28 protein-coding genes are annotated in these 26,233 nt (G+C 68.0%); 7 read left to right on the top strand and 21 right to left on the bottom strand.

Going from position 1 to position 26,233, the window contains the following annotated elements; genetic code table 11:
• Positions 1-225, top strand: a 225-nt coding sequence (locus ASG62_RS27430) for a hypothetical protein (protein ID WP_210168400.1), incomplete at its 5' end; no start/stop codon positions are given.
• A gap of 485 nt (positions 226-710) precedes the next feature.
• Here the strand turns inward: ASG62_RS27430 and ASG62_RS23960 are convergent.
• Entirely contained in the window at positions 711-1,148 is a 438-nt protein-coding gene (locus ASG62_RS23960) for an OsmC family protein (RefSeq protein WP_056692454.1), read from the bottom strand.
• Positions 1,149-1,369: 221 nt separating this feature from the next.
• On the opposite strand from ASG62_RS23960, the gene ASG62_RS23955 reads away from it, so the two are divergent.
• Together ASG62_RS23955 and ASG62_RS23950 are read left to right on the top strand one after the other, a co-directional pair.
• Complete coding sequence (locus ASG62_RS23955) at positions 1,370-2,317, top strand: tyrosine recombinase XerC (protein WP_056692457.1); 948 nt, start codon at positions 1,370-1,372, stop codon at positions 2,315-2,317.
• A 103-nt stretch (positions 2,318-2,420) separates the two neighbouring features.
• A complete protein-coding gene (locus ASG62_RS23950) occupies positions 2,421-3,500 on the top strand; it encodes a TraB/GumN family protein (protein WP_056692460.1) in 1,080 nt (359 codons plus the stop codon).
• A gap of 147 nt (positions 3,501-3,647) precedes the next feature.
• Here the strand turns inward: ASG62_RS23950 and ASG62_RS23945 are convergent, their stop codons facing one another.
• Positions 3,648-4,808 carry an iron-containing alcohol dehydrogenase gene (locus ASG62_RS23945; protein WP_056692463.1) on the bottom strand — a complete coding sequence of 387 codons (1,161 nt, stop codon included), beginning with the start codon at positions 4,806-4,808 and terminating at the stop codon, positions 3,648-3,650.
• A gap of 286 nt (positions 4,809-5,094) precedes the next feature.
• Here ASG62_RS23945 and ASG62_RS26845 point away from each other — a divergent pair, with 286 nt between their 5' ends.
• Positions 5,095-5,247, top strand: a complete 153-nt coding sequence (locus ASG62_RS26845) for a hypothetical protein (RefSeq protein WP_156382336.1) — start codon at positions 5,095-5,097, stop codon at positions 5,245-5,247.
• Positions 5,248-5,318: 71 nt separating this feature from the next.
• Here ASG62_RS26845 and lpdA read toward each other — a convergent pair whose 3' ends face one another.
• From lpdA to ASG62_RS23850, 19 genes are all read right to left on the bottom strand, one after another.
• Entirely contained in the window at positions 5,319-6,737 is a 1,419-nt protein-coding gene (gene lpdA / locus ASG62_RS23940) for a dihydrolipoyl dehydrogenase (protein ID WP_056692466.1), read from the bottom strand.
• 31 nt (positions 6,738-6,768) lie between these two features.
• Positions 6,769-7,176 (bottom strand): MAPEG family protein, encoded by a 408-nt coding sequence (locus ASG62_RS23935; protein ID WP_056692469.1) that lies wholly within the window; start codon positions 7,174-7,176, stop codon positions 6,769-6,771.
• Positions 7,177-7,217: 41 nt separating this feature from the next.
• A complete protein-coding gene (locus ASG62_RS23930) occupies positions 7,218-7,979 on the bottom strand; it encodes an SDR family oxidoreductase (RefSeq protein WP_056692473.1) in 762 nt (253 codons plus the stop codon).
• Positions 7,972-8,613 (bottom strand): LysE family transporter, encoded by a 642-nt coding sequence (locus tag ASG62_RS23925; protein ID WP_056692476.1) that lies wholly within the window; start codon positions 8,611-8,613, stop codon positions 7,972-7,974. The genes ASG62_RS23930 and ASG62_RS23925 overlap by 8 nt, the downstream gene beginning before the upstream one ends.
• Before the next feature lie 250 nt (positions 8,614-8,863).
• The gene (locus tag ASG62_RS23920) at positions 8,864-9,178 is read right to left on the bottom strand and encodes a DUF2442 domain-containing protein (RefSeq protein ID WP_056692479.1); all 315 of its coding nucleotides are present in this window, start codon (positions 9,176-9,178) and stop codon (positions 8,864-8,866) included.
• A complete protein-coding gene (locus ASG62_RS23915; RefSeq protein WP_056692482.1) occupies positions 9,178-9,429 on the bottom strand; it encodes a DUF4160 domain-containing protein in 252 nt (83 codons plus the stop codon). Before ASG62_RS23915 ends, ASG62_RS23920 begins: the two co-directional genes overlap by 1 nt.
• A 5-nt stretch (positions 9,430-9,434) precedes the next feature.
• Positions 9,435-10,712, bottom strand: coding sequence for a 2-oxoglutarate dehydrogenase complex dihydrolipoyllysine-residue succinyltransferase (odhB, locus tag ASG62_RS23910; RefSeq protein WP_056692485.1), 1,278 nt, complete (start codon positions 10,710-10,712; stop codon positions 9,435-9,437).
• Between the two features lie 142 nt (positions 10,713-10,854).
• Positions 10,855-13,839 carry a 2-oxoglutarate dehydrogenase E1 component gene (locus ASG62_RS23905; RefSeq protein ID WP_056692488.1) on the bottom strand — a complete coding sequence of 995 codons (2,985 nt, stop codon included), beginning with the start codon at positions 13,837-13,839 and terminating at the stop codon, positions 10,855-10,857.
• Between the two features lie 200 nt (positions 13,840-14,039).
• Positions 14,040-14,942 carry a succinate--CoA ligase subunit alpha gene (gene sucD, locus ASG62_RS23900; RefSeq protein WP_056692491.1) on the bottom strand — a complete coding sequence of 301 codons (903 nt, stop codon included), beginning with the start codon at positions 14,940-14,942 and terminating at the stop codon, positions 14,040-14,042.
• Positions 14,943-14,965: 23 nt separating this feature from the next.
• Complete coding sequence (locus ASG62_RS23895) at positions 14,966-15,358, bottom strand: PIN domain-containing protein (RefSeq protein ID WP_057180613.1); 393 nt, start codon at positions 15,356-15,358, stop codon at positions 14,966-14,968.
• Positions 15,312-15,605 carry a hypothetical protein gene (locus ASG62_RS26840; protein WP_056692498.1) on the bottom strand — a complete coding sequence of 98 codons (294 nt, stop codon included), beginning with the start codon at positions 15,603-15,605 and terminating at the stop codon, positions 15,312-15,314. The genes ASG62_RS23895 and ASG62_RS26840 overlap by 47 nt, the downstream gene beginning before the upstream one ends.
• Positions 15,606-15,666: 61 nt before the next feature.
• Positions 15,667-16,857: an ADP-forming succinate--CoA ligase subunit beta gene (gene sucC / locus ASG62_RS23885; protein WP_056692502.1), complete on the bottom strand. Its 1,191-nt coding sequence runs from the start codon at positions 16,855-16,857 to the stop codon at positions 15,667-15,669.
• 86 nt (positions 16,858-16,943) lie between these two features.
• The gene (gene mdh / locus ASG62_RS23880) at positions 16,944-17,909 is read right to left on the bottom strand and encodes a malate dehydrogenase (protein WP_056692505.1); all 966 of its coding nucleotides are present in this window, start codon (positions 17,907-17,909) and stop codon (positions 16,944-16,946) included.
• Between the two features lie 556 nt (positions 17,910-18,465).
• Positions 18,466-19,635 carry a cell division protein ZapE gene (gene zapE, locus ASG62_RS23875; RefSeq protein WP_056692508.1) on the bottom strand — a complete coding sequence of 390 codons (1,170 nt, stop codon included), beginning with the start codon at positions 19,633-19,635 and terminating at the stop codon, positions 18,466-18,468.
• 336 nt (positions 19,636-19,971) lie between these two features.
• Positions 19,972-20,508, bottom strand: a complete 537-nt coding sequence (locus ASG62_RS23870) for a protease inhibitor Inh/omp19 family protein (protein WP_056692510.1) — start codon at positions 20,506-20,508, stop codon at positions 19,972-19,974.
• A 416-nt stretch (positions 20,509-20,924) separates the two neighbouring features.
• Positions 20,925-21,587 carry a carbonic anhydrase gene (locus ASG62_RS23865; protein WP_056692514.1) on the bottom strand — a complete coding sequence of 221 codons (663 nt, stop codon included), beginning with the start codon at positions 21,585-21,587 and terminating at the stop codon, positions 20,925-20,927.
• Positions 21,588-21,659: 72 nt separating this feature from the next.
• Positions 21,660-22,442 carry a DUF429 domain-containing protein gene (locus tag ASG62_RS23860; protein ID WP_056692517.1) on the bottom strand — a complete coding sequence of 261 codons (783 nt, stop codon included), beginning with the start codon at positions 22,440-22,442 and terminating at the stop codon, positions 21,660-21,662.
• A gap of 25 nt (positions 22,443-22,467) precedes the next feature.
• Positions 22,468-23,355 carry a pyridoxal kinase PdxY gene (pdxY, locus tag ASG62_RS23855; RefSeq protein ID WP_413814231.1) on the bottom strand — a complete coding sequence of 296 codons (888 nt, stop codon included), beginning with the start codon at positions 23,353-23,355 and terminating at the stop codon, positions 22,468-22,470.
• An 11-nt stretch (positions 23,356-23,366) separates the two neighbouring features.
• The gene (locus tag ASG62_RS23850) at positions 23,367-23,594 is read right to left on the bottom strand and encodes a hypothetical protein (protein ID WP_244487522.1); all 228 of its coding nucleotides are present in this window, start codon (positions 23,592-23,594) and stop codon (positions 23,367-23,369) included.
• Between the two features lie 258 nt (positions 23,595-23,852).
• Here ASG62_RS23850 and ASG62_RS23845 point away from each other — a divergent pair, with 258 nt between their 5' ends.
• The 3 genes from ASG62_RS23845 (at position 23,853) to ASG62_RS23835 (ending at position 26,100) form a co-directional block, all read left to right on the top strand.
• Positions 23,853-24,482 carry a LemA family protein gene (locus ASG62_RS23845; RefSeq protein ID WP_056692523.1) on the top strand — a complete coding sequence of 210 codons (630 nt, stop codon included), beginning with the start codon at positions 23,853-23,855 and terminating at the stop codon, positions 24,480-24,482.
• Positions 24,483-24,631: 149 nt separating this feature from the next.
• Positions 24,632-25,465 (top strand): TPM domain-containing protein, encoded by an 834-nt coding sequence (locus ASG62_RS23840; protein WP_056693143.1) that lies wholly within the window; start codon positions 24,632-24,634, stop codon positions 25,463-25,465.
• Positions 25,459-26,100: a TPM domain-containing protein gene (locus ASG62_RS23835; RefSeq protein WP_056692526.1), complete on the top strand. Its 642-nt coding sequence runs from the start codon at positions 25,459-25,461 to the stop codon at positions 26,098-26,100. Before ASG62_RS23840 ends, ASG62_RS23835 begins: the two co-directional genes overlap by 7 nt.
• Positions 26,101-26,233: the final 133 nt, after the last annotated feature.

Raw genomic sequence — 26,233 nt, 5'->3', positions numbered from 1 at the left:
TATTCTCTCCAGGATAACCCTCAATCCGCCAAGGAAGCGAACCAAAAGTCCCCGTATGAGGCTAACCGCCGCCCACGTCTCTCTTTCTTCTCATCTATGCAATTGTCAAAAAACACGGCGGAAACCTCCGCCGGCGGACCTAAACGACCTCAGTCGCTCAAAGCCCTCAAAACTGCACGAGGCCAAAGCCCCACCGTTTCGATCTGGTTCGATCCGTTCGGCTAACCGTAGAGCGAACTCTTCCGCTCGCCGCCGGCGCCGCCCCGTCGATGAGCGGTTTATAGGACAACCCACGCCAAACCGTCAACCGCCAAAAATGCAGAATCGTCAGAAATCGGAGAAAAAACGGAAGTGGCTGATTTTNAGCGAACTCTTCCGCTCGCCGCCGGCGCCGCCCGTCGATGAGCGGTTTATAGGACAACCCACGCCAAACCGTCAACCGCCAAAAATGCAGAATCGTCAGAAATCGGAGAAAAAACGGAAGTGGCTGATTTTGTTGGGGAAATGGCGTCGTAGAAACGTCAGGGTGACAAAAGCATGGCATCAAAGACCTTCGGCAGCACCAGGAATGGTCGTTGCTCGAAAGGCGGAACGACGCCGGAATGCGCGCCAAACAAGCACCCCGTGCGCTCCAAACAAACAGGGGAGACCCCTTCGAGGCCTCCCCGCCGCACCTTGTATAGACGACCTGCTTTGCTCCGCTCGAAGCCCTATCCGACAAGCTTGGCGTCGAGCGTAACCTTGATCGCGCCCAAAGCCTTCGAAATCGGGCAACCTTCCTTTGCGGTCGTCGCCAACTCCAGGAACTTCGCCTCCTCGATCCCGGGAACCTGTCCCTCCAGCTTGATCGCGCTCGACGTCACTTCGAACCCGCCGGTGATCTGATCGACGGTCACGACGGCGCTGGCGTTCAGCTCCGTCGCGGGCGTGCCGTTTTCGGCGAGGAGATGGGAGAGCTGCATCGCGAAGCAGCCGGCATGGGCGGCGGCGAGCAGCTCTTCCGGGTTGGTGCCCGACTTGCCGCTTTCGTCCTCGAAGCGCGCCTTGAAGGAATAGCCGTGCTCGGAGAGCGCGCCGGACTGCGTGGTGATCGTGCCCTTGCCGTTTCCGAGGGCGCCGCGCCAGACGGCGTTCGCATGACGTTTCATGGATGGTCCTTTCATAAGGGATGAGGAGGCCCGGTCCCGGCGCGCCCGGCGCCGACCGACCCGTCGGCTTCTCAACTCTCCCGTCCCCGGCGCGTTCCACGCCCCGCGCCTCTTGATGCCCGCGCGATCCCCGCACCATCCCCGCGCAAGCCCTGCCCCATCATCGTCGCCTTGCCGGCATTGCCTGCGCTTTCCCGATCGCTCCGGACCGAAGAGGCATCATGTCCCAAGCCTTCCTGATCAGCGCCACGTCCGAGCTTCTCGCCCACAAGGCGGAGTGGCTGCGCACGCTGGAGGAGGAGCGCCGGATCAGCGCCAACACGCTCGAAGCCTACGAGCGGGATCTTCGGCAGTTTTTCGGCTTTCTCACCGGCTATCACGGCCGCCCGGCGGGAACGCCGGATCTGGCGGATCTGAAGCCCGCCGATCTGCGCGCTTTCCTCGCGGACCGGCGCCGGGACGGCGCGGGCGCCAAGACGCTCGGCCGCGGCCTCTCGGGCGTGCGGTCCTTCGTGCGCCATCTGGAGCGCCGGGGCCTTGCTTCCGCCGCAGGCCCGCGCGCGATGCGGGCGCCCAAACAGCCCAAGAGCCTGCCGCGCCCCTTGAGCGTGGCGGACGCGCTCTCCGTCACCGAGGATGCCGGCGCGCTCGGCACGCTACCCTGGATCTCCGCGCGCAATGCCGCCGTGCTGACGCTTCTCTATGGCTGCGGCCTGCGCATTTCCGAAGCGCTGGATCTGCCGGGCGACGCCCTGCTCGACGAGACCGCGCGCTCCATGCGCGTTGTCGGCAAGGGCGGCAAGGAGCGTCTCGTGCCGCTTCTGCCGGTGGTGCTCTCGGCGGCGTCGGAGTATCGCCGGCTCTGCCCCTTCGATCTCGCGCCCGACGCGCCGCTCTTTCGCGGCGAGAAGGGCGGGCCGCTGCGCCCGCAGATCATCCAGCGCGAGATGCAGAAGCTGCGCGGCTATCTCGGCCTGCCCGAAACGGCGACGCCGCATGCGCTGCGCCACTCCTTCGCGACGCATCTTCTGGCCAAGGGCGGGGATCTTCGAACGATCCAGGATCTTCTCGGCCATGCCAGCCTCTCGACGACGCAGGGCTACACCGCCGTCGACGGCGGGCGGCTGATGGCGGTCTACGAGAGCGCCCATCCCCGCGCCCGCCGCTGAGCCGCTTCGCGATCGAGCGAAGTCCGCCAGACACGTTCAGCCTTTGGTCGCATTGGGCCGTTAGAAGACGGCAGCCCAGCTTCTCGCGCGGACGGTGTCGATCATGACGAGCCCCTCCTCCCTCCTGAAGGCCGCCTCGCGCCTTCTTCTCGGTCTGGCGCTTCTCGTGCCGATGGCGCTCCTCCTGGCGGTCGCCGTCGTAGCGCTCTCCGCCCCGGCCCGGGCCGAGGAGCCGGCCCCCGCCGCCGCCACCTGCCCCGGGACGAGCCTCCTGCCGAGGCTTCGCGAGACCGAGCGGTTCCGCCCCCTTCTGGAAAAGGCCGAGGCGACGCCGAACGGCCGCGGCAAGCTCTTCCGCATCGAGCGCGAGGGGCTCGCCCCCTCCTATCTCTACGGCACGATGCACATGACGGACCCGCGCGTCCTCGCCCTGGAGCCCCAGGCCGACAGCGCGCTCGACGGCGCCGGGCGCCTCGTGATCGAGACGACGGACGTGCTGAAAGGTCCCTCGGCGCAGCTCGCCGTTCTCGCGCGGCCCGATCTCCTGAACCTTCCCGCCGGCAAGCGGCTCGGCGACTATCTGACGCCGGAGATGCGCGGCAAGGTCGAGGCGAAGCTCCTCTCCTACGGCATTCCCTTCGGCTCGGTGGAAACGCTGCAGCCCTGGTTCTTCTCGGTCGGGCTGCTTCTTCCCGCCTGCGAGATGCAGCGGCAGGCGGCGGGCGCGGAGGTGCTCGACGTGTCGCTGGCGACGCGTGCGGAGAAGGCGGGCAAGCCGGTTCTCGGCCTGGAGACGGCGGTCGAGCAGCTGGAGGCCATGGGCTCGCTTTCCATGGACCTCCAGGTGCAGACGCTTCTCGCCACGCTGGAGCTGAAGCCGCAGATGCCCGACATCTTCGAGACGATGATCGAGCTCTACCTCTCCGGCGACATCGCGACGATCTCGGCCGTCGCGGAGGCCGCGATGCCTCTGTCGGAGGTCCCCGAGGAGTCCGTCGCCGCCTATACCGAGTTCGAGGACCGGATCATCGAGACGCGCAACCACACGATGGCGACCCGCCTCCAGCCGATCCTGAAGGAGGGCGGCGCCTTCGTCGCCGTCGGCGCGCTGCACCTGCCGGGCGAGGCCGGCCTCGTCGAGCTTCTGCGCAAGGCCGGCTACCGGGTCACGCGGGCGGACTGATATGCGGGCGGACTGATATCGAGAGGCATTGGAAATGCCTCTCGATCTTCCTTCTGCGAATGTCTCGAGCCTCGGATGCCATCGAGACATTCGCCATGTGCAGCGGCCGGATGCGTCAGCATCTTCGGCCGTTGATCTTGAATTGGCTCAAAACGCCTCGCGGTAGAGCGCCAGCGCGTCGGCCTGCGTCACCTCGACGGGATTGTTGACGAGAAGCCGCGTCTGCAGCATCGCGTCCGCCGCGAGGCGCGGCAGATGGTCGGCGCCGACCCCGACATCGCGCAGGCGCCGCGGCGCGCCGCTGTCGTCCATCAGCTGCTGCATCGCCGCCACGAAGGCATCGGAGCGCTCGGAGACCCCGCCGCCTCGCGCAGCGCCGACGACCTCGCCGAGTTCGGCATAGAGGGAGGCGGCCGCCTTGGCGTTGAAGCGCAGGACCGGGCCGAGCATCAGGGCGTTGGAAAGGCCGTGCGGGATGTGGAAATGCCCGCCCAGCGGATAGGCCAGCGCATGGACGGCAGCGACCGGCGCATTGGAGAAGGCCTGGCCCGCCAGCATCGCGCCGAGCAGCATGCCCTCGCGCGCCGCGCGGTCCGCGCCCGTCCGGCAGGCGGTGACGAGATGAGTCGAAAGCAGGCGGAGCGCTTCGCGCGCCAGGGCGTCGGAGATCGGGTTCTTCCGGTGGCGGCTCGTATAGGCCTCGATCGCGTGGACCATCGCGTCGATGCCGGTCGCGGCCGTGTGGATCGCGGGCAGGCCGACCGTCAGTTCCGCGTCGAGAAGAACGTGGTCGGCATAGAGCTGCGGGGCGACGACACCCATCTTCGTCGTCTCGCCCGTGGTTAGAATCGCGATATTGGTGACCTCCGAGCCCGTTCCGGCCGTCGTCGGCACGAGGACGAGCGGCAGGCGCTGCCCCCTCACCTTGCCGATGCCGTAGAGATCGGCGAGAGGCTGGTCGCAGGCGAGGAGCACGGCGGCAAGCTTGGCGATGTCGAGCGAGGAGCCGCCGCCGAGGCCGATCACCAGATCCGCCCCCGCCGCCCGGCCGCCCTCGACCGCCGCCAGAAGCACGGCCTCCGGCGGGTCGGCGACGACGCCGTCATAGATCGCGACCTCGAATCCCGCCTGGCGAAGACCCTCGGCGATCGGCTCGATCAGCCCCGCCCGGACGAGGCCCGCATCGGTCACGAGCAGCGCCCGGCGCGCGGGGAAGCGTCCGGCGAGACCGGCGCCGAGCCGCCGCGCGCCCGCCCACTCCATCTCGATCGAGGGAACGGTTCGAAAGTCGAAGGGGCGAAGGGTCATGGGTCCAACTGTCCTCAAAACGGTCTCGCGCCGCCGGCGGCCGACCATCCCGCTCCTCGTGTCTTCGCGCAAGCCGGGCCGTGATCCGCCCGCGAACTCCCCGGCGGAAGCCTCACTGCCGGGCCCTCCCCGCCGTCGCGGCACGCCCCGACACCCGCGTCGGCGAGACGGTCGCCAGCCGATCCCTTCAACGTGAACGGCGCGGCGCTTGCCCCTGCCGCCGATGAGGCACAGTCTTTCGATCGTGCAGGAACCGCACCAGGAGACAAGCCGCATGAAGAGATGGATGAGCACGACCCTCGCCTTCGGCCTCCTCGCAGGCGCCACCGCGCCCGCCCTCGCCGATTGCCCCGGCCACAAGGTCACGGCCGATTCCGGCATCTCGACGCCGATCGTGACCGCCGACACGGTGGCCAAGCCCACCGACGAAAAGGGCTGACACGCTTTCCGAAAACGAAAAGGGCCCGGCGCCTTTCGGAGCCGGGCCCTTTTTCATGGCTGCGATGGAGCTCAGGCGTGGATCGGCTTGCCGCAGAAGGCGGCGAAGGCGGCCTCGCGCACCGCTTCCGACAGCGTCGGATGCGCATGGCTGGTGCGGGCCAGATCCTCCGCCGCGCCGCCGAACTCCATGAGCACGGCCGCTTCCGCGATCAGGTCGCCCGCGCTGTGGCCGAGAACGTGGACGCCGAGCACCCGGTCGGTCGTCGCGTCCGCCAGAACCTTCACGAAGCCGTCGGTCGCGAGCATGGCGCGCGCGCGGCCATTGGCGGTGAAGTTGAACTTGCCGGCCCGGTAGGCGACGCCCTCCTTCTTCAGCTCGTCTTCCGTCTTGCCGACGGAAGCGACCTCCGGCGAGGTGTAGACCACGGACGGGATGGTCCCGTAGTTCACGTGGCCGGCCTGCCCTGCGAGGATTTCGGCGAGCGCCACGCCCTCGTCCTCGGCCTTGTGCGCCAGCATCGCGCCGCGCACGACGTCGCCGATGGCATAGACGCCCTTGAGGCTCGTCTGGAAATGGTCGTCGATTTCGACGCGGCCGGCCTTGTCGCGGGCGATGCCGAGGTCGTCGAGGCCGAGGCCCTCCGTATAGGGCCGGCGGCCGGTCGCCACGAGCACGACGTCGGCCTCCAGCACCTCGGCCTCGCCGCCCGCGACGGGCTCGAAGGTGACGGCGGCGCCGGCGGCGCCCTTCTCGACCTTCGTCACCTTGGCGTTCAGCTTGAATTCGACGCCCTGTTTGGCGAGGAGCTTCTGGAAGGCGTTGGAGAGGTCGGTGTCCATGCCGCCCAGCACCTTGCCGAGATATTCGACGACCGTGACCTTGGCGCCGAGACGCGACCAGACGGAGCCGAGCTCGAGCCCGATCACGCCGCCGCCGACGACGACGAGATGCTTCGGCACGCTCGGAAGGGCGATCGCGTGGTCGGAGGAGACGATCACCGTCTCGTCGAACGTGACGTCGACGCCCGGAATGCCGGCCACTTCCGAGCCCGTCGCGATGCAGATCGCCTTGGCCTGAAGGGTCTTGGCCGAGCCGTCCTCGGCCGTCACCTCGACCTCGCCGGCCGCCTTGATGCGCCCGGTGCCGATCAGGCCGTCGATCTTGTTCTTCTTGAAGAGGAAGGCGATGCCGTCGACATTGGCCTTCACCGTCTTGTCCTTGTGGCCGAGCATCGCGGCGAGATCCAGCTCCGGCTGGACCTTGATGCCGAGCTCGCCGAAGGAGTGGCTCGCCTCCGCGAACATCTCGGAGGCGTGGAGCAGCGCCTTGGACGGGATGCAGCCGACGTTCAGGCAGGTGCCGCCATAGGTCTTGCGCTTCTCGACGACGGCCACCTTCAGGCCGAGCTGCGCGGCCTTGATGGCGCAGACATAGCCGCCGGGGCCGGAGCCGATGACGACGAGATCGTAGGCTGTTGTATCAGACATGGGAGGTCGGCTTCTCGGGAGTTTCAGGGTTTCAGAGGAAGCGGACCAGCATCAGAGCCAGTCCGAGAATCGAGGCCAGCCAGACGAGGCTGCGCAGATACGGCACGCCGAAGAGGTAGAGCGGGATATAGACGAGCCGGGCCGCGATCCAAAGCAGCGCGCCCGTCTCGCCGAGCCCGCCGCTGCGCCCGGAGACGGCGAGCCCGAGCGCCAGCGCGACGAAGGCCGGATAGGTCTCGCGAAAGTTCTGCGAGGCGCGCGAGGCGCGGCCGGCGAGCGGCCCGAGAGGCTTGCTCTCCTCGTCCCGCGCCCCGGCATTCCAGCCCATGCCCCGCTCCGCCGTGACGAGCTGGCCCTGAAGGCAGACATGGGCGAGGAGCAGCACGGTGGACCAGGCGAGGACCAGAAGCTCGGTCGAAAGGGGCGGGAGGTTGTCCATGGAAAACGTCTTTCGGATCGGGGAAGGGGCTGAAAGCCCATCTAGGGCAGGATCGCCCGCGCGCCCGAAACATCGAGGATCGCCCCCGTCGAGTAGCTCGCCTCCTCCGATGCCAGCCAGAGCACCGCCCGCGCCACCTCCTCCGCCGTGCCCGGCCGCTTCATGGGCAGGCTCGGGGTCAGGTCGCGCACGCGGTCGGGCAGGCCGCCGGAGGCGTGGATGTCGGTCTCGATGATGCCCGGCCGCACCGCGCAGACGCGAACGCCCTCGGTCGCGAGTTCCCGCGCGAGGCCGACCGTGAACGTGTCGATCGCGCCCTTGGAGGCGGCGTAGTCGACGAAGAGCCCGGCCGCGCCGAGCTTCGTCGCGGCGGAGGAGATGTTGACGATCGCCCCGCCCCGCCCGCCCTTGGCGGTGGACAGGCGTTTGATGGCTTCGCGCGCGCAGAGCATGGAGCCGATCGTGTTGACGCGGAACATCCGCTCCAGCCGTTCGGCGGTCATCTCCACGAGCGTCGCCGGCCGGTCGACGATCCCGGCATTGTTGACGAGGACGGCGAGAGGCCCGAAGCGGTCGGCCGCCTGAAACAGCGCCAGGATATCCGCCTCGACGCCGACATCGCCCTTCACCGCGACGGCGCGACCGCCCTCCGCCTCGATCTCGGCCACCAGCGCCTCGGCCGCGTCCTGCCGCGCGGCATAGTTGACGACGACGCCGTAGCCGGCCCTTGCGCCGAGCCGGCAGACGGCGGCGCCGATCCCGCGCGAGCCGCCCGTGACGAGAAGAACGCCGCGATCAGCCATGCATCCGCTCCGTCGCCAGCTTCAGCCCGAGCCCGATGAAGACGACGCCCGTGACCCGGCCGATCCAGCGCCCTGCGCGAAGGAACCGGTCGCGCACCGCAGGAACGGTCAGAAAATAGGACACGCCGACGAACCAGAGAATCAGCGCGCTCGCCATGACGACCCCGTAGCCGATCTTCACGACCATCGGCGTCTCCAGGCTGACGAGCGACGTGAAAAGCGTGAGAAAGAAGACGACCGGCTTCGGATTGAGAGCGTTGGTCAGGAACCCCATGCCGAACGCCTTGGCGGCCGGCATCGGCCGGTCGCGCTCCGCCGTGTCGATCGCGGGCAGTTCGGGCAGGCTCGCATCGCGCAGCGAGCGCCAGCCGAGATAGAAGAGATACGCGGCACCGCACCACTTCACGATGTTGAAGGCGACGATCGACTGCGAGACGATGAGTCCGATGCCGAGAACCGTATAGCCGACGTGGAACAGCAGCGCCGAACCGATGCCGAAGCTCGTCCAGATCGCGGCTCGCCGCCCATGGGTCAGCGACTGGCGCATGACCATCGCCAGATCGGCGCCCGGAGCGACGATGCCGACCGAGAACACGGCCATCAGCGTGGCGAGTTCGAGAAGATAGGGGCTCATGGCAGGTCCTTCGGCTCGGAACTGTGTGTCGAATGCTGCCCCCGAAACGGGAGGATCAAAGGCCGGTCGGACGGCGGCATCGGGCGTCTCCGCCTGAGGACTTCGGCCGGCGGGCATCGAAGGCGTACCGCGCCGGACCCTTCGCCCGTTTCCCGGCCGTCTCGTGAAGCCGGCTCATGCGCTAGACCGTGATGGCCGCATCCGCCTGGAGATCCGACCGAAGGTCTGATCTCAGCGAGGCTCCCGCTCCCTATTCCGCCGCCGACTGCCGGTTCTGGTCCGACGCCATCGTATCGATCCAGGCAGCGACATCGGGATCGATCTCGGCCCTCAGAACATCGGGACAGATGTCGATCTCGCAGCCATCCGGTCCCATCCAGTAGATCGAATGGCCGTATTCGTAGAGGCGGACATCCCTGAAGACGGCGGGATCGTGCAAGGCGGCGTAGATCGGCACGGTCCGCATGAAGCGCTCGAAATCGACCGTGCCCGTCAGGCCATCCGTCCAGACGATCCGCAGGCGATGGTTGTCGAGCGCGTGGGCCTGCTGGATGCGATAGGTCATCACTCGATCCCCTGTGGCCGCTGCCCGGCACGAACCGCCTTCCACGCCAGCATCATCTCGTCGCGATGCTCGTCGAGCCATCGACCGAGCTTGCGCTCCATCGAGGCCGGCCCGCGATCGCCCATGACAGTGCCGGACGCGATGCTCATCCTCAAGCTAGTCTCGCCGAGAATGGCGTGAAAGTGCGGTGGATCGTGATCGTTGAAAAAGATCACGATCCGGATGCCATCGACGATCGCGATGGTCGGCACGCGTCTTACAGATCGAGGACGAGACGCTCCGGGTCTTCCAGCGAATCCTTGACGCGCACGAGGAAGGTCACGGCCTCCTTGCCGTCGACGATGCGGTGATCGTAGGAGAGCGCCAGATACATCATCGGCCGGATCTCGACCTTGCCGCCGATGGCGACCGGGCGCTCCTGGATCTTGTGCATGCCGAGGATGCCCGACTGCGGGGCGTTCAGGATCGGCGTCGACATGAGCGAGCCGTAGACGCCGCCGTTCGAGATCGTGAACGAGCCGCCCTGCATGTCGGAGACGCCGAGCTTGCCGTCGCGGGCGAGCAGGCCGAGACGCCCGATCTCCTTCTCGATCTCGGCGATGCCCATCTGGTCGGCATCGCGCACGACCGGCACGACGAGGCCCTTGTCCGTGCCGACCGCGACGCCGATATGGGCGTAGTTCTTGTAGATGAGGTCGGTGCCGTCGATCTCGGCGTTCACGGCCGGGATCTCCTTCAGCGCATGGACGACCGCCTTCGTGAAGAAGCCCATGAAGCCGAGCTTCACCTTGTGCTTCTTCTCGAAGAGATCCTTGTACTTGGTGCGCAGCTGCATGACCGCCGTCATGTCCACCTCGTTGAAGGTGGTGAGCATGGCCGCCGTGTCCTGCGCGTCCTTCAGGCGCCGGGCGATGGTCTGGCGCAGGCGCGTCATCTTCACCCGCTCCTCGCGCGGGCCGTCGGCGGCCGGCGAGGCGGCGCGGGGCGCGGCGGGAGCCGCCGGCGCCTTCTCCGTGACGCCGCGCGCCAGCGCCGCGAGCACGTCGCCCTTCAGAACCTGGCCGCGGCGGCCGGAGCCGTCGACGTCGCCCTCCTTCAGGTTGTTCTCGGCCATGATCTTGCTGGCCGAGGGGGCGGCGGGCATGGACGTGCCCTTGGCCTCGCCCGAAGCCGAGCCGGCCTCGGCGGGCGCGGGATCGGCCTTGGCACCGCCGCCGTAGTCGGCGGTCTGGGCGGGAGCGGCCGCTGCCGCGGCAGGCGCCTCGGCGGCGGGCTTGGGCGCAGGCGCGGAGCCGTCTCCGGCGCCGATCGAGCCGAGAATGCCGCCGACGGCGACGGTCTCGCCGTCCTTCACCGAGATCTCCTCCAGAATACCCGCCGCGGGCGCGGGAACCTCGACCGTCACCTTGTCGGTCTCGAGTTCGGCGATCGTCTCGTCCTGTTCGACGCGGTCGCCGATCTTCTTGAACCACTGGCCGACGGTCGCCTCGGTGACGGACTCGCCCAGGGTCGGGACTTTGATCTCGGTGGCCATGATGTCGTGTTCCTGAAAGGTTCGATGGGGCGGGCGCCGCGGGGGACAGGCGCGAAAAGGGGGTGGAACGGGCGGAGGCGGCTATCGCCGCGACCGCGAAAGGAGAGGACGCGGGCGGTTCGTCCGCCCGCGTCCCGGACCGTCAGCCGAGCGCTTCTTCGAGGAAGGCCGCGAGCTGCGAGAGGTGCTTCGACATGGTGCCGGCGGCCGGCGAGGCGGAGGAGGCGCGGCCTGCATAGCGAACGCGGCGCTTCTCGGCCGAGATCGTCTCCAGCACCCACTGGAGATAGGAATCGATGAAGCTCCAGGCGCCCATGTTCTTGGGCTCCTCCTGGCACCAGACGATCTCGCAGTGCTTGAAGCGCGACAGCTCCCCGATCAGCGCCTTCAGCGGCACCGGGTAGAGCTGCTCCAGGCGCAGGAGATAGACGTCGTCGATGCCGCGCTTCTCGCGCTCCTCGTAGAGGTCGTAATAGACCTTGCCCGTGCACAGCACGACGCGCCGCATCTTGGCGTCCTTCACCAGCTTGATGCCGGCGTCCTTCTTCATCTCCGCGTCGTCCCAGAGGAGACGGTGGAAGGACGTGTCGCCCGAAAGCTCCGACAGGTCCGAGACCGCCCGCTTGTGGCGCAGCAGAGACTTCGGCGTCATCAGGATCAGCGGCTTGCGGAAGTCGCGCTTCATCTGGCGGCGCAGGGCGTGGAAGTAGTTCGCCGGCGTCGTGATGTTGGCGACCTGCATGTTGTCCTGCGCGCAGGCCTGCAGGAAACGCTCCAGGCGCGCCGAGGAATGCTCGGGGCCCTGGCCCTCGTAGCCGTGCGGCAGGAGCATCACCAGACCCGACATGCGCAGCCACTTGGCCTCGCCCGACGAGATGAACTGGTCGATGACCACCTGCGCGCCGTTCACGAAGTCGCCGAACTGCGCCTCCCAGAGCGTCAGCGCGTTCGGCTCGGCGAGCGAATAGCCGTATTCGTAGCCGAGCACGGCCTCTTCCGAGAGCATCGAGTTGATGACCTCGTAGACCGCCTGTCCCTTGGCCAGGTTCGACAGCGGCACGTAGCGCGTCTCGTCCTCCTGGTCGTAGAGCACCGAATGGCGCTGCGAGAAGGTGCCGCGCTCGGAATCCTGGCCGGAGAGGCGGACGGGATAGCCCTCCGTCACCAGCGTTCCGAAGGCCAGCGCCTCGGCGGTCGCCCAGTCGATGTCGTTGCCGGTCTCGATCGCGTTGGAGCGGTTGTCGAGGAAGCGCTGGATCGTCTTGTGGACCTTGAACCCGTCGGGCACCTTGGACAGCTTGCCGCCGATCTCGCGCAGCGTCTTCAGCGGAACGCCGGTCACGCCGCGGCGCGGCTCGTCCTCCTGCTCGGCGCGGCGAAGCCCGGACCAGGCGCCGTCCAGCCAGTCGGCCTTGTTGGGATTGTAGTGCTGGCCGGCCTCGTGCTCGTCCTCCAGATGCTTGCGCCACTCGGCCTTGCGCGACTCGACGTCGGCCTCGCTGATGACGCCCTCCTCGACGAGCTTCTTGGAATAGATCTCCAGCGTCGTCGGGTGCTTGCGGATCGCGCGATACATGATCGGCTGCGTGAAGCCCGGCTCGTCGCCCTCGTTGTGGCCGTAGCGGCGATAGCAGAACATGTCGACCACGACGGGCTTGTGGAACGTCATGCGGAACTCGGCCGCGATCTTGGCCGCGTAGGTCACGGCCTCCGGATCGTCGCCGTTCACGTGGAAGATCGGCGCCTCCACCATCTTGGCGACGTCGGACGGATAGGGCGAGGAGCGCGACAGGCGCGGATTGGTCGTGAAGCCGATCTGGTTGTTGATGATGAAGTGCACGGTGCCGCCGACGCGGTGACCGCGAAGGCCGGACAGGCCGAAGCACTCGGCCACGACGCCCTGGCCCGCGAAGGCCGCGTCGCCGTGGATCAGCAGCGGCAGGACCTTGGCGCGAACCTCGGCCGGCACGACCTCGGTGCGCGTGCGCCCGAGCAGCGCGTCCTGCTTGGCGCGCGCCTTGCCCATGACGACCGGGTTGACGATCTCCAGGTGCGAGGGGTTGGCGGTCAGCGAGAGGTGGACCTTGTTCTGGTCGAACTCGCGGTCGGACGAGGCGCCGAGATGGTACTTCACGTCGCCGGAGCCCTCGACGTCCTCGGGCTTGTAGGAGCCGCCCTTGAACTCGTGGAAGATCGCGCGATGTGGCTTGCCCATGACCTGGGCGAGCACGTTCAGCCGGCCGCGATGGGCCATGCCGAACACGATCTCCTTCATGCCGAGCTGGCCGCCGCGCTTGATGATCTGCTCGAGCGCGGGGATCAGCGCCTCGCCGCCGTCGAGGCCGAAGCGCTTGGTGCCCTTGTACTTGACGTCGATGAACTTCTCGAAGCCCTCGGCCTCGATCAGCTTGTTGAGGATGGCGCGCTTGCCCTCGGGCGTGAAGGCCACGCCCTTGTCGGCGCCCTCGATGCGCGACTGGATCCAGGCCTTCTCGGCCGGGTTCGAGATGTGCATGAACTCGATGCCGAGCGTCGAGCAATAGGTCCGCTGCAGGATGTCGACCATTTGGCGGAGCGTTGCGAACTCCATGCCGAGAACGTTGTCGATGTAGATCTTGCGGTCGTAGTCGGCCTCGGTGAAGCCGTAGGACTTCGGGGAAAGCTCGTTGTAGTCGTTGTCGGGCTGGGCGGCGATGCCGAGCGGATCGAGCTTGGCGTGGAGATGGCCGCGCACGCGATAGGCGCGGATCAGCATGAGCGCGCGGACCGAATCCTGCGTCGCCTGCGTCACGCCGGACGCGCTGACCTCGGCTCCGGCGGCCTGCGCCTTCTCCTTGACCTTGGTCTCGACCTTCGCCTGGATCGTGCCCCAGTCGCCGTCGAGCGCCGAGACCAGCTCGCCGTTCGCCTGGACGGGCCAGCCGGGCTTGGCCCAGGAGGCGCCCGCGGCGTTCTTGAGAACGGTCGCCTTCTCCTCCTTCAGCTCGCGGAAGAAGTCGGCCCATTCGGCCGCGACGGAGGTCTCGTCCTTCTCGTAGGCTGCATAGAGACCCTCGATATAGTCGGCATTGCCGCCATAGAGGAAAGAGGTCTCAGCAAAGATGTCGTTCGCCGGGTCACGTGCCATGTGCGTTGCGGGGCGCCGGATGGGGCGCCGTCTCCTTGAGGTTCATCGCTGACATCCGGCGGGACGTCCTCGTCCCGACCCGGAAGCCGTTCACTCTGCGAGATCCGGAACACGGAACCCGCCATCACATCCCCTCGCCCCGAAATCCGGCCTTTTGCCGGTCGGCGCGGCGAAAGCCCCCTCGCCGCGCCGAAGGACGATCAGCCCTTCAGGACGTCGACCAGCGTCTTGCCGAGGCGCGCGGGCGAGGGCGAGACGCGGATGCCCGCCGCCTCCATCGCCGCGATCTTGTCCTCGGCGCCGCCCTTGCCGCCGGAGACGACGGCGCCCGCATGGCCCATCGTGCGGCCGGCGGGGGCCGTGCGGCCCGCGATGAAGCCGGCCATCGGCTTCTTGCGGCCGCGCTTGGCCTCGTCGGCGATGAACTGCGCGGCCTCTTCCTCGGCCGAGCCGCCGATCTCGCCGATCATGATGATCGACGTCGTCTCGTCGTCGGCGAGGAACATTTCCAGCATGTCGATGAACTCGGTGCCCTTCACCGGATCTCCGCCGATGCCGACCGCCGTCGTCTGGCCGAGGCCCTCGTTCGTCGTCTGGAACACCGCCTCGTAGGTCAGTGTTCCCGAGCGCGACACGATGCCGACCGAACCTTTCCGGAAGATGTTGCCGGGCATGATGCCGATCTTGCACTGGTCGGGCGTCAGAACGCCCGGGCAGTTCGGTCCGATCAGGCGCGAGGAGGACCGGTCGAGCCGCTCCTTGACCTTCACCATGTCCATCACCGGAATGCCCTCGGTGATGCAGACGATCAGCCCGATCTCGGCCTCGATGGCCTCCAGGATCGCGGCGGCCGCGCCGGCCGGCGGCACGTAGATGACGGAGGCGTCGGCCCCGGTCCGCTCCTTGGCCTCGGCCACGGAAGCGAAGATCGGGAGCTTTTCGCCCTTGGAGCCTTCCCAGGTCTCGCCGCCCTTCTTCGGGTGCGTTCCGCCGACCATCTGCGTGCCGTGATAGGCCAGCGCCTGCTCGGTGTGGAACGTGCCGGTCTTGCCGGTCAGGCCCTGCACGATGACCTTGGTGTTCTTGTCGACGAGAATGGACATGGAATTCCTTGAAGTCGAAGGACTTAGAGAAAGGGGTTCACGACGCGGACGGCGCCGTAGATCTGACCGTGGTTGAGGTCTGCCGAATAGAAGACGGGAGCGCCGAGACGCTCGGCGGCAGCAAGGAGAGCGGCGTCGTAATACTGAATCCGGTAGCGGCGGCAGAGCCAGTAGCCCCTCCGCACGATGTCGGCGTCGAGAGCCGTGAAGGGCATGGTCGAGAGGAAATCGATCCATCGATCGACCTCCTCCGTCCGCAGCCTGACCTTAGCCCGCGTTGCGCAATTGACGAATTCGGCAATGCTCTGCGCCGAGACGCCGAAGGTTTCCGACAGAACGAGTTCGCGCGCGATACGGGATTTTCGAAGGTCATCTGGTTTGGACTCGGCCGCCAGCACCAGGATGTTCGTGTCCATGAAGCTCGTCGTCGGAGACATAGCGGCGGCTCAGTTCCTTGATATTGGTCCCCGGCTCGAACTCGAGCGTCGAATTCTCCATGAGTTCCCTCATCCCAGCACGCGCCAACGCGATCTGAGCTTCCCGATCCACCTCGTGGAGGAGAAGGCTTCGGATCATCGCGTTCAACGACGTGCCTCGGCGCTCGGCCAAGCCGCGTGCCTGGTCGAGAAGCGCATCGTCGATGGCGAGAGTGACGTTCTTCATCGGAGAATCTCCACAGGATCACACAGCCGAAATATGTGTGATCCTGTGTTGGGTGACAAGATCAGCCGACCGCCGCCACGATCTTCTGTGCGGCGTCGTCGAGGTCGTCCGCCGCCGTGATGGCGAGGCCGCTCTCGTTCAGGATCTTCTTGCCGAGATCGACGTTCGTGCCCTCCAGGCGAACCACCAGCGGGACCTTGAGGCCGACATCCTTCACCGCGGCGACGACGCCTTCGGCGATGACGTCGCACTTCATGATGCCGCCGAAGATGTTGACGAGAATGCCCTTCACGTTCGGATCGGCGGTGATGATCTTGAAGGCCGCGGTGACCTTCTCCTTGTTGGCGCCGCCGCCGACGTCGAGGAAGTTCGCGGGCTCCTTGCCGTAGAGCTTGATGATGTCCATCGTCGCCATGGCGAGGCCCGCGCCGTTGACCATGCAGCCGATGTCGCCGTCGAGCGCGACATAGGCGAGGTCGAACTTGGAGGCCTCGATCTCCTTGGCGTCCTCCTCGCTTTCGTCGCGCAGCGCCTTGATGTCGTCGTGGCGATAGAGCGCGTTGCCGTCGAAGGAGACCTTGGCGTCGAGCACGCGCAGGCGGCCGTCCTTCATCACGATCAAGGGGTTGATCTCGAGGAGCGCCATGTCCTTCTCGGTGAAGGCCTGGTAGAGGATCGGGAAGAGCAGGAGCCCGTCCTCGCGCGCCTTGTCGGTGAGGCCGAGCGCGTCGCAGAGCTTGGCGCCGTCCTCGTCCGTGACGCCCGTCGCCGGGTCGATCGGCACGTTGATGATCTTCTCGGGCGTGTCGTGGGCGACCGTCTCGATGTCCATGCCGCCCTCGGTGGAGACGACGAAGGCGATGCGGCCGACCGCGCGGTCGACGAGGATCGAGAGATAGAGCTCGCGGTCGATGTCGGCGCCGTCCTCGATGTAGAGGCGGTTCACCTGCTTGCCGGCCTCGCCCGTCTGCTTGGTGACGAGCGTGTTGCCGAGCATCTCGCGGGCGTGGGCGACCGCTTCCTCGACCGATTTCGCCAGCCGCACGCCGCCCTTGGCGTCCGGGCCGAGCTCCTTGAACTTGCCCTTGCCGCGTCCGCCGGCATGGATCTGGCTCTTCACGACGTAGAGCGGGCCCGGCAGCTGGCGCGCCGCGGCCTCGGCCTCGTCGGCGGAGGTGATCGGAACGCCGGCCGCGACCGGTGCGCCGAAGCTCTTGAGGACGTCCTTGGCCTGATACTCGTGAATGTTCATGAAATCTCTCGGCAGGTTGGGGAGCGGCGCCGGAAGCGCGCGGCATCGAAAATGCGAAAGAGCCGGGCGTCTCCGCCCGGCCCGTTTCACGACTTCAGGTTCGGCGCGATGCCCTCGCAGGCTTCCATGAGCCCGCGCACGGAGGCGACCGATTTCTCGAACTGGGCCTTCTCGTCGCCGATGAGCTCGATCTCGATCACGCGCTCGACGCCGTCCGCGCCGATGACGCAGGGCACGCCCACATACATGTCCTTCTGGCCGTACTCGCCCTTGAGGGCGGCGGCGCAGGGCAGGACGCGCTTCTTGTCCTTGAGGTAGCTCTCGGCCATCAGGATGGCGGAGGCGGCCGGCGCGTAATAGGCCGAGCCGGTCTTGAGCAGGCCGACGATCTCGGCGCCGCCGTCGCGGGTGCGCTGGACGATCTCTTCCAGGCGCTCGGCCGAGATCCAGCCCATCTTCACGAGATCGGTCAGAGGCACGCCGGCGACCGTCGAATAGCGCGTCAGCGGAACCATCGTGTCGCCGTGGCCGCCGAGCACGAAGGCGGTGACGTCCTCGACCGAGACCTTGAACTCGTCGGCGAGGAAGGTGCGGAAGCGGCCCGAATCCAGGACGCCGGCCATGCCGACGACCTTGTTCTTCGGCAGGCCGGAGAACTTCTGCAGCGCCCAGACCATCGCGTCCAGCGGGTTGGTGATGCAGATGACGAAGGCGTTCGGCGCATACTTCTTGAGGCCGGCGCCGACCTGCTCCATGACCTTCAGGTTGATGCCCAGAAGATCGTCGCGGCTCATGCCGGGCTTGCGCGGCACGCCGGCGGTGACGATGCACACGTCGGCGCCCTCGATGGCGGAATAGTCGTTGGCGCCGGAAAGCTTGGCGTCGAAGCCCTCGACCGGGCCGGACTGCGAGATGTCGAGCGCCTTGCCCTGGGGCGTGCCTTCCGAAATGTCGAAGAGGACGATGTCGCCGAGTTCCTTGAGGCTCGCGAGGTGGGCGAGCGTGCCGCCGATCATGCCGGAGCCGATGAGTGCGATCTTGTTACGGGCCATCTGTCCTGGTCGTCCTTTGCGGGAGGTCTTAAGCTGCCGTCATCGCGCCGACGCGGGTGGGGATCTGCCCCGAACGCGGCCACGCCGTCGATCGATCGCCGTCCGATATGTGCGTTGCAACCGTCCGGGACGGGCGCGCGGCGCCACCCGGCCCGGCAATGCTGCCCGCGGGCTTAGGCCCCAAGCGTTAAAAATTCAACCGGCCAAGCCGCTGCATAGCGAATTCAACCGGTTAGAGCACTCGGCATTGACGTAAACGTCAAAGTGATTCGCCAAGCGGATCAAGGTGCAATCGCTCTCCCGCCCTGCAGCGAAAATTTCATGTCGCCTTTCGATGACATGACGGTTTTCGCCGCCCATCGCCGTTTCAGTCGAACGAAACCGCTGCCGAGCGAGCCTGATTCGGAACGATCGCGCCCGATCCGGCCTGCCAACGCAAGAACCGAACACCGTCGCCACGCCGTGGAGTCCGGCGGACGCGACGTCAACCGACGAACGTCGCCCGGTCCGCTCCAGGATCGCCTCGTCCTTCGCGGGTGGCGTGACCCAAGACCCGTCAGGGGGTCGCGACATGGGCGGCGAGATATTCCTCGGTCCGCATCTCGTTGAGGCGCGAGATCGTGCGGGCGAACTCGAAGGCCTCCGCCCCCTGCCGCCCGACATAGAGCGCCTCGGCCGGCGTCTCGGCCGACAGGACGATCCGCCGCCCGACATCGTAGAGCGTATCGACCAGCGTGATGAAGCGCTTGGCCTCGTTGCGCTCGGCATCGCCCATGACCGGCACGCCGTCGAGCACGACCGTGTGGAAGCGCTTGGCGATGGCGAGGAAGTCCTGCGCGCCGACCGGCTTCAGCATGAGGTCGGAAAAGGCGAAGCGGGCCGCCCCATTGCCGGCGCGCGGCACGGCGATCGTGTGGCCCTTCACCGAGAGCGAGGCCGGCGCATCCCTCTGCCCGTCGAGAAGCCGCGCCCAGATCGCGTCCATGCGCGCGCCCGCATCCTCGGCGAGCGGCGTCACGTAGAGATCGTCGGAGCCGAGCGTCGCCATCCGGTAGTCCGCCGCGGCGTCGAGGCGCATGATATCGGCATGGCACTTCAGGTCTTCCACGAAGGGCAGGAAGAGCGGCCGGTTCAGGCCGTTGCGGTAGAGGTCGTCCGGCGCGACGTTGGAGGTCGCGACGAGGACGACGCCCTCCGCGAAGAGCACCTTGAAGAGCCGCGACAGGATCATCGCGTCCGCGACGTCGGTCACGGCGAATTCGTCGAAGCAGAGAAGCCGCGCCTCCGCCGCGATCGCCGCGCCGACGGGGGGCATCGGATCGTCGCCCTTCGCCGTCCCGGCCTTCACCGCCTCGCGATGCGCGCCGATCCGCTCGTGGACCTCAGCCATGAAGGCGTGGAAATGCACGCGGCGCTTGGGGTTCACCGTCGCGGAGCGGAAGAACATGTCCATGATCATGGTCTTGCCGCGCCCGACATCGCCATGGATATAGACGCCGCGCACGGGCTCGGCCGCCTTGGCCCGCCCGAAGAGCCAGCCGAGCGCACTCGACTTGGCGGCGAGCGTGGAGGCCGACAGGTCCTTGTCCAACTGGTCCAGCCGGTCGGCGAGCCGCCGCTGCGCGCCGTCCGGCTCGATCTCGCGGGAGGCGACGAGCCGGTCGAGCGCGGCACGCACGGGCCCCGGGCGCGGCGAGCCGTCGGCGGTTCGCGAAGAGGTCGGCATGGCATGGCTCCGTCAGCGGAGCGACCACGCTCCCCGCACCCGGCATAGACGAGAAGCCCCCAAGGAACCGTTTCCCGCCCCGTGCCGCTTGCGAACATCTCGTCACGAGGGCATCGAAGACGCCCCGGCCTGTCACGAAGAGGCCCCGCGCCTCTGCGCCGGAGTCCCCACGCATTCGACGGCTGGATGCCTTAGCACCCCGCCGTCTCGATGAGGATGCACCACCGCTTCGACGAAATCCAGCCCGAAGCTCGGATCACCCGGTCGCGGACTGCAACAAGGCACGGCGCGCGATCATCGCGACCGGCCCCTGCGGCATCGAAGGCCAAGCGGCCTTTAGCGGTAGAGGCTGATCGCCTGCCCGCCGGACGTCGTGCCGTCGTAACGCGTGCCGCCCGAATTGGAGAGGTTGGCGACGGTCCCGCCGCTGGAATCCTTGAGGACGACCTGGCTGCCCGAGACGTCCCAGGCCGAGACGTCCGCGACCTGGCCGGGGCAGCCGCGCGAGGCCGCGCGATAGCCGCCGGTCCACTTGGTCAGCGCCATGAAGATCTGGCAGTTGCCGCCGCCGGAGGAGACCTTCCAGGCGCCGACGAGACCGTCGCGCGAGACCGGCGCGGCCGAAGCCGTCTGGACCGGAGCCGTCGTCGTGCCGGGGGCGGCCGCCTGATCGACGGGCGGAGCGACCGGGGCCGAGACCGGCGGCGGCGGCGCGGGCGGCGGCGGAAGCTGGCTGGAGGAGACCTGACCGGTCGGGGCGGGGCGGAGCGGTTCGGGCTGAACCTGCACCATCCGCGTCGGCTGGGCGCTCACGCAACCTGCCGCCGTCAGCGCCAGGGCGAGCAGAGCGCCCGTCTTCATCATCCGCCTCATTGCCAGACTTCCTCTTCGGCGGTTCCGGCCCTTGGGGTCCGGATTTCCGCGCCATCGCCGCCGATCCTTCGCCGCCTCGCCCGGTCGGGCGCTCGGCGATATCGTTTCGAAGGCGACTCGTGCCCCATCGACACCCGCTCCGTCGCGCATCGTCCCAAAACGGAACGCCGCACGGAAAAAGCGGGCATGTGTTCACGCACTGTTAAAGCGGAGGTTCCGCCGGGTTCGCAAGCCGGAAGTGGCACGATTGCGCGAGGAAAGGCCGATTGCGTGCCGAAATAACACGGCCCCGACCGGGGTTGCGCCCGGCAGGCTAGGTCGGCCGACCTCACCTTCGCGAAAATCCTCGCAACCGGATGGTGCCGAGCCCGGCCGGCGCCGGAACAGAGGGCCGGATCATCCGGCCCGCGGGCCTCTCACTCCGCGTCGAGCGCCATCTCCGCCACGGGCCGTTCGAAATCGCCGGTCTGCGGGTCCATGGCCCAGAGCTCGCCGGTCGAGATGTCGAACCAGGCCCCGTGCAGCGTCAGCCGGCCCTTGCCCTCCAGGATGGAGACGCAGGGAAAGGTGCGCAGATTGGCCAGGGAGAAGCGGATCGAGATGCGCTCGAGCGCCGTCTGCCGCTCGCCCACCGTCATCAGCTCGTTCGCCATGACCATGCGGGCGGGTGCCTCGACCATGCTCATCCACTTCCCGATGAAATCGCCCGGCGAAAGCGGCTCCATGCCCGGCGAGAGCGCGGCCTTGATGCCGCCGCAGCGCCCGTGGCCGAGCACGACGATGTGCTCCACCTTCAGCGCCTGGACCGCGAATTCGAGCGCGGCGGAGGTCGAGTGATACTCGCCGTCAGGCTCGTAGGGCGGCACGAGATTGGCGACGTTTCGGATGACGAAGAGCTCGCCCGGCGCGGCGTCGAAGATCGTCTCGGGCGCGGCGCGCGAGTCGCAGCAGGCGATGACGAGCGTCTTGGGCACCTGGCCCGACTCCGCCAGTTCCCGATAACGCCGCTCCTCCGTCCGATAGCGGCCGGACATGAAGGCCTTGTGGCCGTCGAGAAGCGAAGGAGGCAGAATATCCATGAAACCCGTTCTACCGCATCGCAGCGTCTGCGACAATCGAGCGCCTTCTCCCCGCTCCCGGTTGGAGGCCGGTCAGAACCAGATGGCGATCGGCAGTCCCCGCGCATCGTGCTCGAGAGGCTCGGGATGGGGCCGGGCCTCGCCCCTGCGGTGGCGCTCGGCGACGAGCAGCATGGCGCTCGCATCGAGAACGTCGTCGGCCGCGGCGCCCGCCGGAGGCGCCGAATAGAGGAAGGCGCGCGGCAGGCCCCGCGCCACGAGCAGGCGCCGCCGCTCCTCCATCCCGGCCGGGTTCACCTGCCCCTTGATCTTCTTCGGCAGCGTCATCGCCGCCCCGTCGTTCAGCTGATGGAAGGCGAATTCCGGGTGACTCTCGATCACTCGTTCGGCCAGCGACGGGTCCGCGCCAAGGAGCCGGTCGATCTCCATGATTCTCGGGAAGAGGCCGAAGCCCTGGATCGAGACGCCGCGCGGCGGATGCGACAGGCGCTCGGCGAGCCGGCAGGCCGCGACATGCATCTCGCGCCGATGCAGCTCGGAGCGGAAGGGCCCCGCCCCCGCCTCGACCGCCGCACGCGCCGGAATGGAGAAGACGCTCGACTGCCGCGCCGAGAGGAGCGGGCGCACCGCCTTCTCCGCCGCGCGCCCCGGCCCCTCGATCCGCTCGGGCAGGCCGATCGGCATATCCACCGCCACCACGACCCCCGGCCCCAGCGCATCCAGGAGGAAGTCGAAGCGCGGAAAGACCCGCGCCTCCGGCGCCTCCTCGGGCCGGCGCCGGATGACCGCGATCCAGCCGGCGCGGCACCCGTCGACGCCGGCAGCGAACGGTTCCGGCTCGCCCGACCCGCTCACGCCGGCGCCCTCACGCCCGGCGCCCTCAAGCTCGTCGATTGCCGTTGGGAAGTCCGAGCCGGCGCATCTGCACCATGGCCATCGGGTGTTTCAGGCTCTCCGCGTCCGTCTCCAGCGTCAGCTCGTCCGCCCCGCGCTTGGTCGTGCGCGCCAGAATCTCGTAGACCGCCGCCGTCGTCGTCTGAAGCGCCTTCTCGGGCGTCGCGCCGGAAAGGATGCGCGCCAGAAACACGGCCGAGGTCAGATCGCCCAGCCCGTGCGGCGCACGCTCGATCTGCCGGTGCTCGGCGAGCAACGCGTGCGTTCCGTCCACGAGGAGATTGCCGATGCCGCCGCGCAGCAGCGGAAAGGCCGAGGTCACGACCACGGTCGGCGGCCCCAGCGCCTGCGCCGCGTCGATGAGATGGGCGTTCTCGTGGAATTCCAGCCCCGTCAGGAATTCCAGCTCGAAGCGGTTCGGCGTCGCGATGTCGGCGAGCGGCATCAGCCGGTCGCGGATGCCCGCCAGCGTCGGCTCGGGCTGGTAGAGCCGCCCGCCGTCGCCCGTCACGGGATCGCAGAGATAGATCGCCTGCGGGTTCGCCGCCTTCACCGCCTCGACCAGCCGCGCCGCCGGCTCCACTTGATGTGGCGCGCCGAAATAGCCGGTCACGATCGCCCCGACCTCCGACAGCCACGGCGCCGTCGCCAGATCCTCCATCAGCGCCGTGAAATCCTCGGCCGGCGCCACGATGCGCGTCGCCGGCCCGTGGCCGGGATGCCAGGGCAGCGTGATCGTCGGCACGCTCCAGACGGGAAAGCCGAGCGATTCCAGCGCGAACACGACGGCCCGGTTGCCCACCGTGCCGCGCGCGACATGGCTGGAGACCGAGATCACCGCAGGCTTGTCCCGGCGGTCGGACGGGTTCGTCATCGACATGGCGCTCAGTCGTAGAAGAGGTTGGAAGCCAGGACGAAGGCGAGGGTCACGAAGCCCACAAGCCCGAGAAGACGTCCGATCCGCGTGCCCAGAACCTCGATCGGATCGGCCGGATCAGCGTCGCGGGCCGCGAAATGCTTGGCGACCCCGCCCATCATGCCCGCCATGCCGGCGCCCACCTGCGGCTCCGTCTCCTGGCGGATACGCTTCAGGATGGCGCGCGATTCGGCCACCCCTGCCTCCTCGTGCGGCCGCGAAGGACCCTGCCTGTCGGACTTCGATATCATGGCGGCAAGCCTGACCGAAATACCCGCAAAGGGCAAGGGAAAGCCCGCCGCTCCGGGCCGCAGCGCCCGCTTGCCCGCGGGCGCGCCCGCCCCTGTCACGCCGCAACCCGCCGCGCTATAGAAGATGGCCCGCCGCGATCCGGTTCGAGCGGGGTCTCTCGGCGGAACCCCGCTCTGCGGCGCTGCCCCTCTCGGAGCCTCGACATGACCCATGCCCTGCCCGCCCATCGCTCCGCCCGGCGCCCCGCGGAGGCGCTGACGCTCCTCGTCCTCGCGCTTCTTCTCCCGCTTCTCTCCGCCTGCGGCATCAACAACGTGCCGACCTACGACGAGCAGGCCAAGGCCGCCTGGGCCCAGGTCCAGAACCAGTATCAGCGCCGCGCCGACCTCATTCCCAATCTCGTGGAAACCGTGAAAGGCTTCGCCGCGCAGGAGAAAGAGGTTCTCACCGCCGTCGTCGAAGCCCGCGCCAAGGCGACCTCCGTCACGATCGACGCCGGCCAGCTCACCGATCCCGAGGCCATCAAGCGCTTCCAGGAGGCGCAAGGCCAGCTCTCAGGCGCCCTCGGCCGGCTCCTCGCCACCGCCGAGGCCTATCCGGACCTGAAATCCAACGCCAACTTCCTCGCCCTGCAAAGCCAGCTCGAAGGCACCGAAAACCGCATCGCCGTCGCGCGCCGCGACTACATCGAGGCCGTCCGCGTCTACAACACCGAGCTGCGCACCGTGCCCGGCTCCTGGTGGGCCGCCATCTTCTACCGCGACGCCAAACCCCTCCAGCCCTTCAGCGCCGACGAAGCCGCCGCCAAGCCGCCCACCGTCACGTTCAACTGAGGGCGGGAGAGGTGGCGCGCCGAGAGCAGGGGACGCCGTCCCCCGCACCCCTTGCCAAGGGACGCAGTCCCTTGGAACCCATTCTCGTGTTGGATCATCCAGGGGGCCGGGGCCCCCTGGATGATCCAAAAAGAAAGAAGGGTCCGGGAATTCGTTCTCGGGCGGGGTTCGGGGCGGCAGCCCCGCTCCTGGCACTCCTTCTCCTCCTCACCCTGCCCGCAGCCGCGCAGGAGCTGCCGGCGCTGACCGGGCGTGTGGTGGATCAGGCGGGGTTGCTCGATCAGGCGACGGAGGCGCGGCTGACGCAGACGCTGGCGGCGTTCGAGGCGAAGGCGTCGGATCAGATCGTGGTGGCGACGGTTTCCGATCTTCAGGGCTATGCGATCGAGGAGTTCGGGGTCGCGCTGGGGCGGGCCTGGGGGATCGGGCAGGAGGGCAAGAACAACGGCGCCATTCTGCTCGTCTCCTCGGGGGACCGGAAGGTTCGGATCGAGGTCGGCTACGGGCTGGAGGGCACGCTGACGGACGCGGCGGCGCGCACGATCATCGAGACCGACATCGTGCCGCGCTTCAAGAGCGGCGACTATGCGGGCGGGATCGTGAAGGGCGTCGACGACATGATCGCGGTCCTGTCCGGCGACGCGGAGGAGCTGGAGGCGCGCGCCAGGACCAACGAGCAATGGTCGGGCGAGGACACCGGGATCGCGCTCGCGGTCGGCGTCTTCTTTCTGGTCTGGGTCTTCCTGATGGGCATGGGCATGCTGTCGGTGCTGGCCCGCACCTTCGGCCGGAAGGTCGGGCGCAACACATGGCGCTGGCTCGGCCGCGACTGGACCTCGCGCGTCGGGCGCGCCGGCGGCATCGCGATCGGCAGCGGCTCGTCCTGGGGCGGCGGCTCGTCCGGCGGGGGCTTTTCCGGCGGCGGCGGGTTTTCGGGAGGCGGCGGCTCCTTCGGTGGCGGAGGCTCGTCGGGATCATGGTGAAGCGTCTGACCCTCACCGCCGAGGACCACGAAACGATTTCGGAGGCGATTCGATCGGCGGAATCGCAGACGACGGGCGAGATCTTCGCCGTCTTCGCCCGCGCCAGCGACACCTATCTCGGCCCTTCGGTCGCCGCCGCCCTCGCCTTCTCGCTGGCGGCAGGCTTGGTCAGCTCGGCCATTCTCGCAGCGGCCGGCATCGCGGTTCCATCGCTGGCTCTGGAGGCGGCGCAGGCGCTCGGCGCCCTCGCCCTCGTCGGTCTGCTCCTCGCCGTTCCGACCGCGCGGCTTCTCCTCGTGCCGCGCAGCGTCCAGCTTCGGCACGCCAAGCGCATGGCGCTGGCGCAGTTCCTGTCGCACAACGTCCATGCCACCGCGGAGCGGACCGGCATCCTCCTCTTCGTCTCCGAAGCCGAGCATCACGCGGAGGTCGTCGCCGACAGCGGCATCGCCGCCCGCGTTCCGCAAGAGGCCTGGGACGAGATCGTCGACCGCCTGACGGAGGCAGCCGCCACCAACCGCCTCGCCGAAGGCTTCGCCTCCGCCGCCACCCTCTCCGGCACCCTCCTCGCCCAACACTTCCCCGGCCACCCCGGCAACCGCAACGAACTCCCCGACCGCATCGTGGAGATCTGATGGTTTCGAGGATAGGTGTCGCGCAACGTGCGTCAGCGGATGGCTTGATCTCCGCCGTTGTGAGAGAGATGCCCGCAGACAGATGAGGGAGCCTCCCTCAAAGTCTGCTGGCAAAGCTTTTGGACCAAGTGCA

The sequence above is a fragment of the Aureimonas sp. Leaf427 genome (genome assembly GCF_001425485.1).
Lineage (GTDB): Bacteria > Pseudomonadota > Alphaproteobacteria > Rhizobiales > Rhizobiaceae > Plantimonas.
Note: the sequence above shows the minus strand (reverse complement) of the source record. Positions and strands in the feature narration are given on the sequence as shown.

Coding starts and splice junctions, on each gene's coding strand:
- ASG62_RS23960 (WP_056692454.1), bottom strand. CDS start 1,148: ATGAAACGTCATGCGAACGCCGTCTGGCGCGGCGCCCTCGGAAACGGC.
- ASG62_RS23955 (WP_056692457.1), top strand. CDS start 1,370: ATGTCCCAAGCCTTCCTGATCAGCGCCACGTCCGAGCTTCTCGCCCAC.
- ASG62_RS23950 (WP_056692460.1), top strand. CDS start 2,421: ATGACGAGCCCCTCCTCCCTCCTGAAGGCCGCCTCGCGCCTTCTTCTC.
- ASG62_RS23945 (WP_056692463.1), bottom strand. CDS start 4,808: ATGACCCTTCGCCCCTTCGACTTTCGAACCGTTCCCTCGATCGAGATG.
- ASG62_RS26845 (WP_156382336.1), top strand. CDS start 5,095: ATGAGCACGACCCTCGCCTTCGGCCTCCTCGCAGGCGCCACCGCGCCC.
- lpdA (WP_056692466.1), bottom strand. CDS start 6,737: ATGTCTGATACAACAGCCTACGATCTCGTCGTCATCGGCTCCGGCCCC.
- ASG62_RS23935 (WP_056692469.1), bottom strand. CDS start 7,176: ATGGACAACCTCCCGCCCCTTTCGACCGAGCTTCTGGTCCTCGCCTGG.
- ASG62_RS23930 (WP_056692473.1), bottom strand. CDS start 7,979: ATGGCTGATCGCGGCGTTCTTCTCGTCACGGGCGGCTCGCGCGGGATC.
- ASG62_RS23925 (WP_056692476.1), bottom strand. CDS start 8,613: ATGAGCCCCTATCTTCTCGAACTCGCCACGCTGATGGCCGTGTTCTCG.
- ASG62_RS23920 (WP_056692479.1), bottom strand. CDS start 9,178: ATGACCTATCGCATCCAGCAGGCCCACGCGCTCGACAACCATCGCCTG.
- odhB (WP_056692485.1), bottom strand. CDS start 10,712: ATGGCCACCGAGATCAAAGTCCCGACCCTGGGCGAGTCCGTCACCGAG.
- ASG62_RS23905 (WP_056692488.1), bottom strand. CDS start 13,839: ATGGCACGTGACCCGGCGAACGACATCTTTGCTGAGACCTCTTTCCTC.
- sucD (WP_056692491.1), bottom strand. CDS start 14,942: ATGTCCATTCTCGTCGACAAGAACACCAAGGTCATCGTGCAGGGCCTG.
- ASG62_RS23895 (WP_057180613.1), bottom strand. CDS start 15,358: ATGGACACGAACATCCTGGTGCTGGCGGCCGAGTCCAAACCAGATGAC.
- ASG62_RS26840 (WP_056692498.1), bottom strand. CDS start 15,605: ATGAAGAACGTCACTCTCGCCATCGACGATGCGCTTCTCGACCAGGCA.
- sucC (WP_056692502.1), bottom strand. CDS start 16,857: ATGAACATTCACGAGTATCAGGCCAAGGACGTCCTCAAGAGCTTCGGC.
- mdh (WP_056692505.1), bottom strand. CDS start 17,909: ATGGCCCGTAACAAGATCGCACTCATCGGCTCCGGCATGATCGGCGGC.
- zapE (WP_056692508.1), bottom strand. CDS start 19,635: ATGCCGACCTCTTCGCGAACCGCCGACGGCTCGCCGCGCCCGGGGCCC.
- ASG62_RS23870 (WP_056692510.1), bottom strand. CDS start 20,508: ATGAGGCGGATGATGAAGACGGGCGCTCTGCTCGCCCTGGCGCTGACG.
- ASG62_RS23865 (WP_056692514.1), bottom strand. CDS start 21,587: ATGGATATTCTGCCTCCTTCGCTTCTCGACGGCCACAAGGCCTTCATG.
- pdxY (WP_413814231.1), bottom strand. CDS start 23,355: ATGACGAACCCGTCCGACCGCCGGGACAAGCCTGCGGTGATCTCGGTC.
- ASG62_RS23845 (WP_056692523.1), top strand. CDS start 23,853: ATGACCCATGCCCTGCCCGCCCATCGCTCCGCCCGGCGCCCCGCGGAG.
- ASG62_RS23835 (WP_056692526.1), top strand. CDS start 25,459: ATGGTGAAGCGTCTGACCCTCACCGCCGAGGACCACGAAACGATTTCG.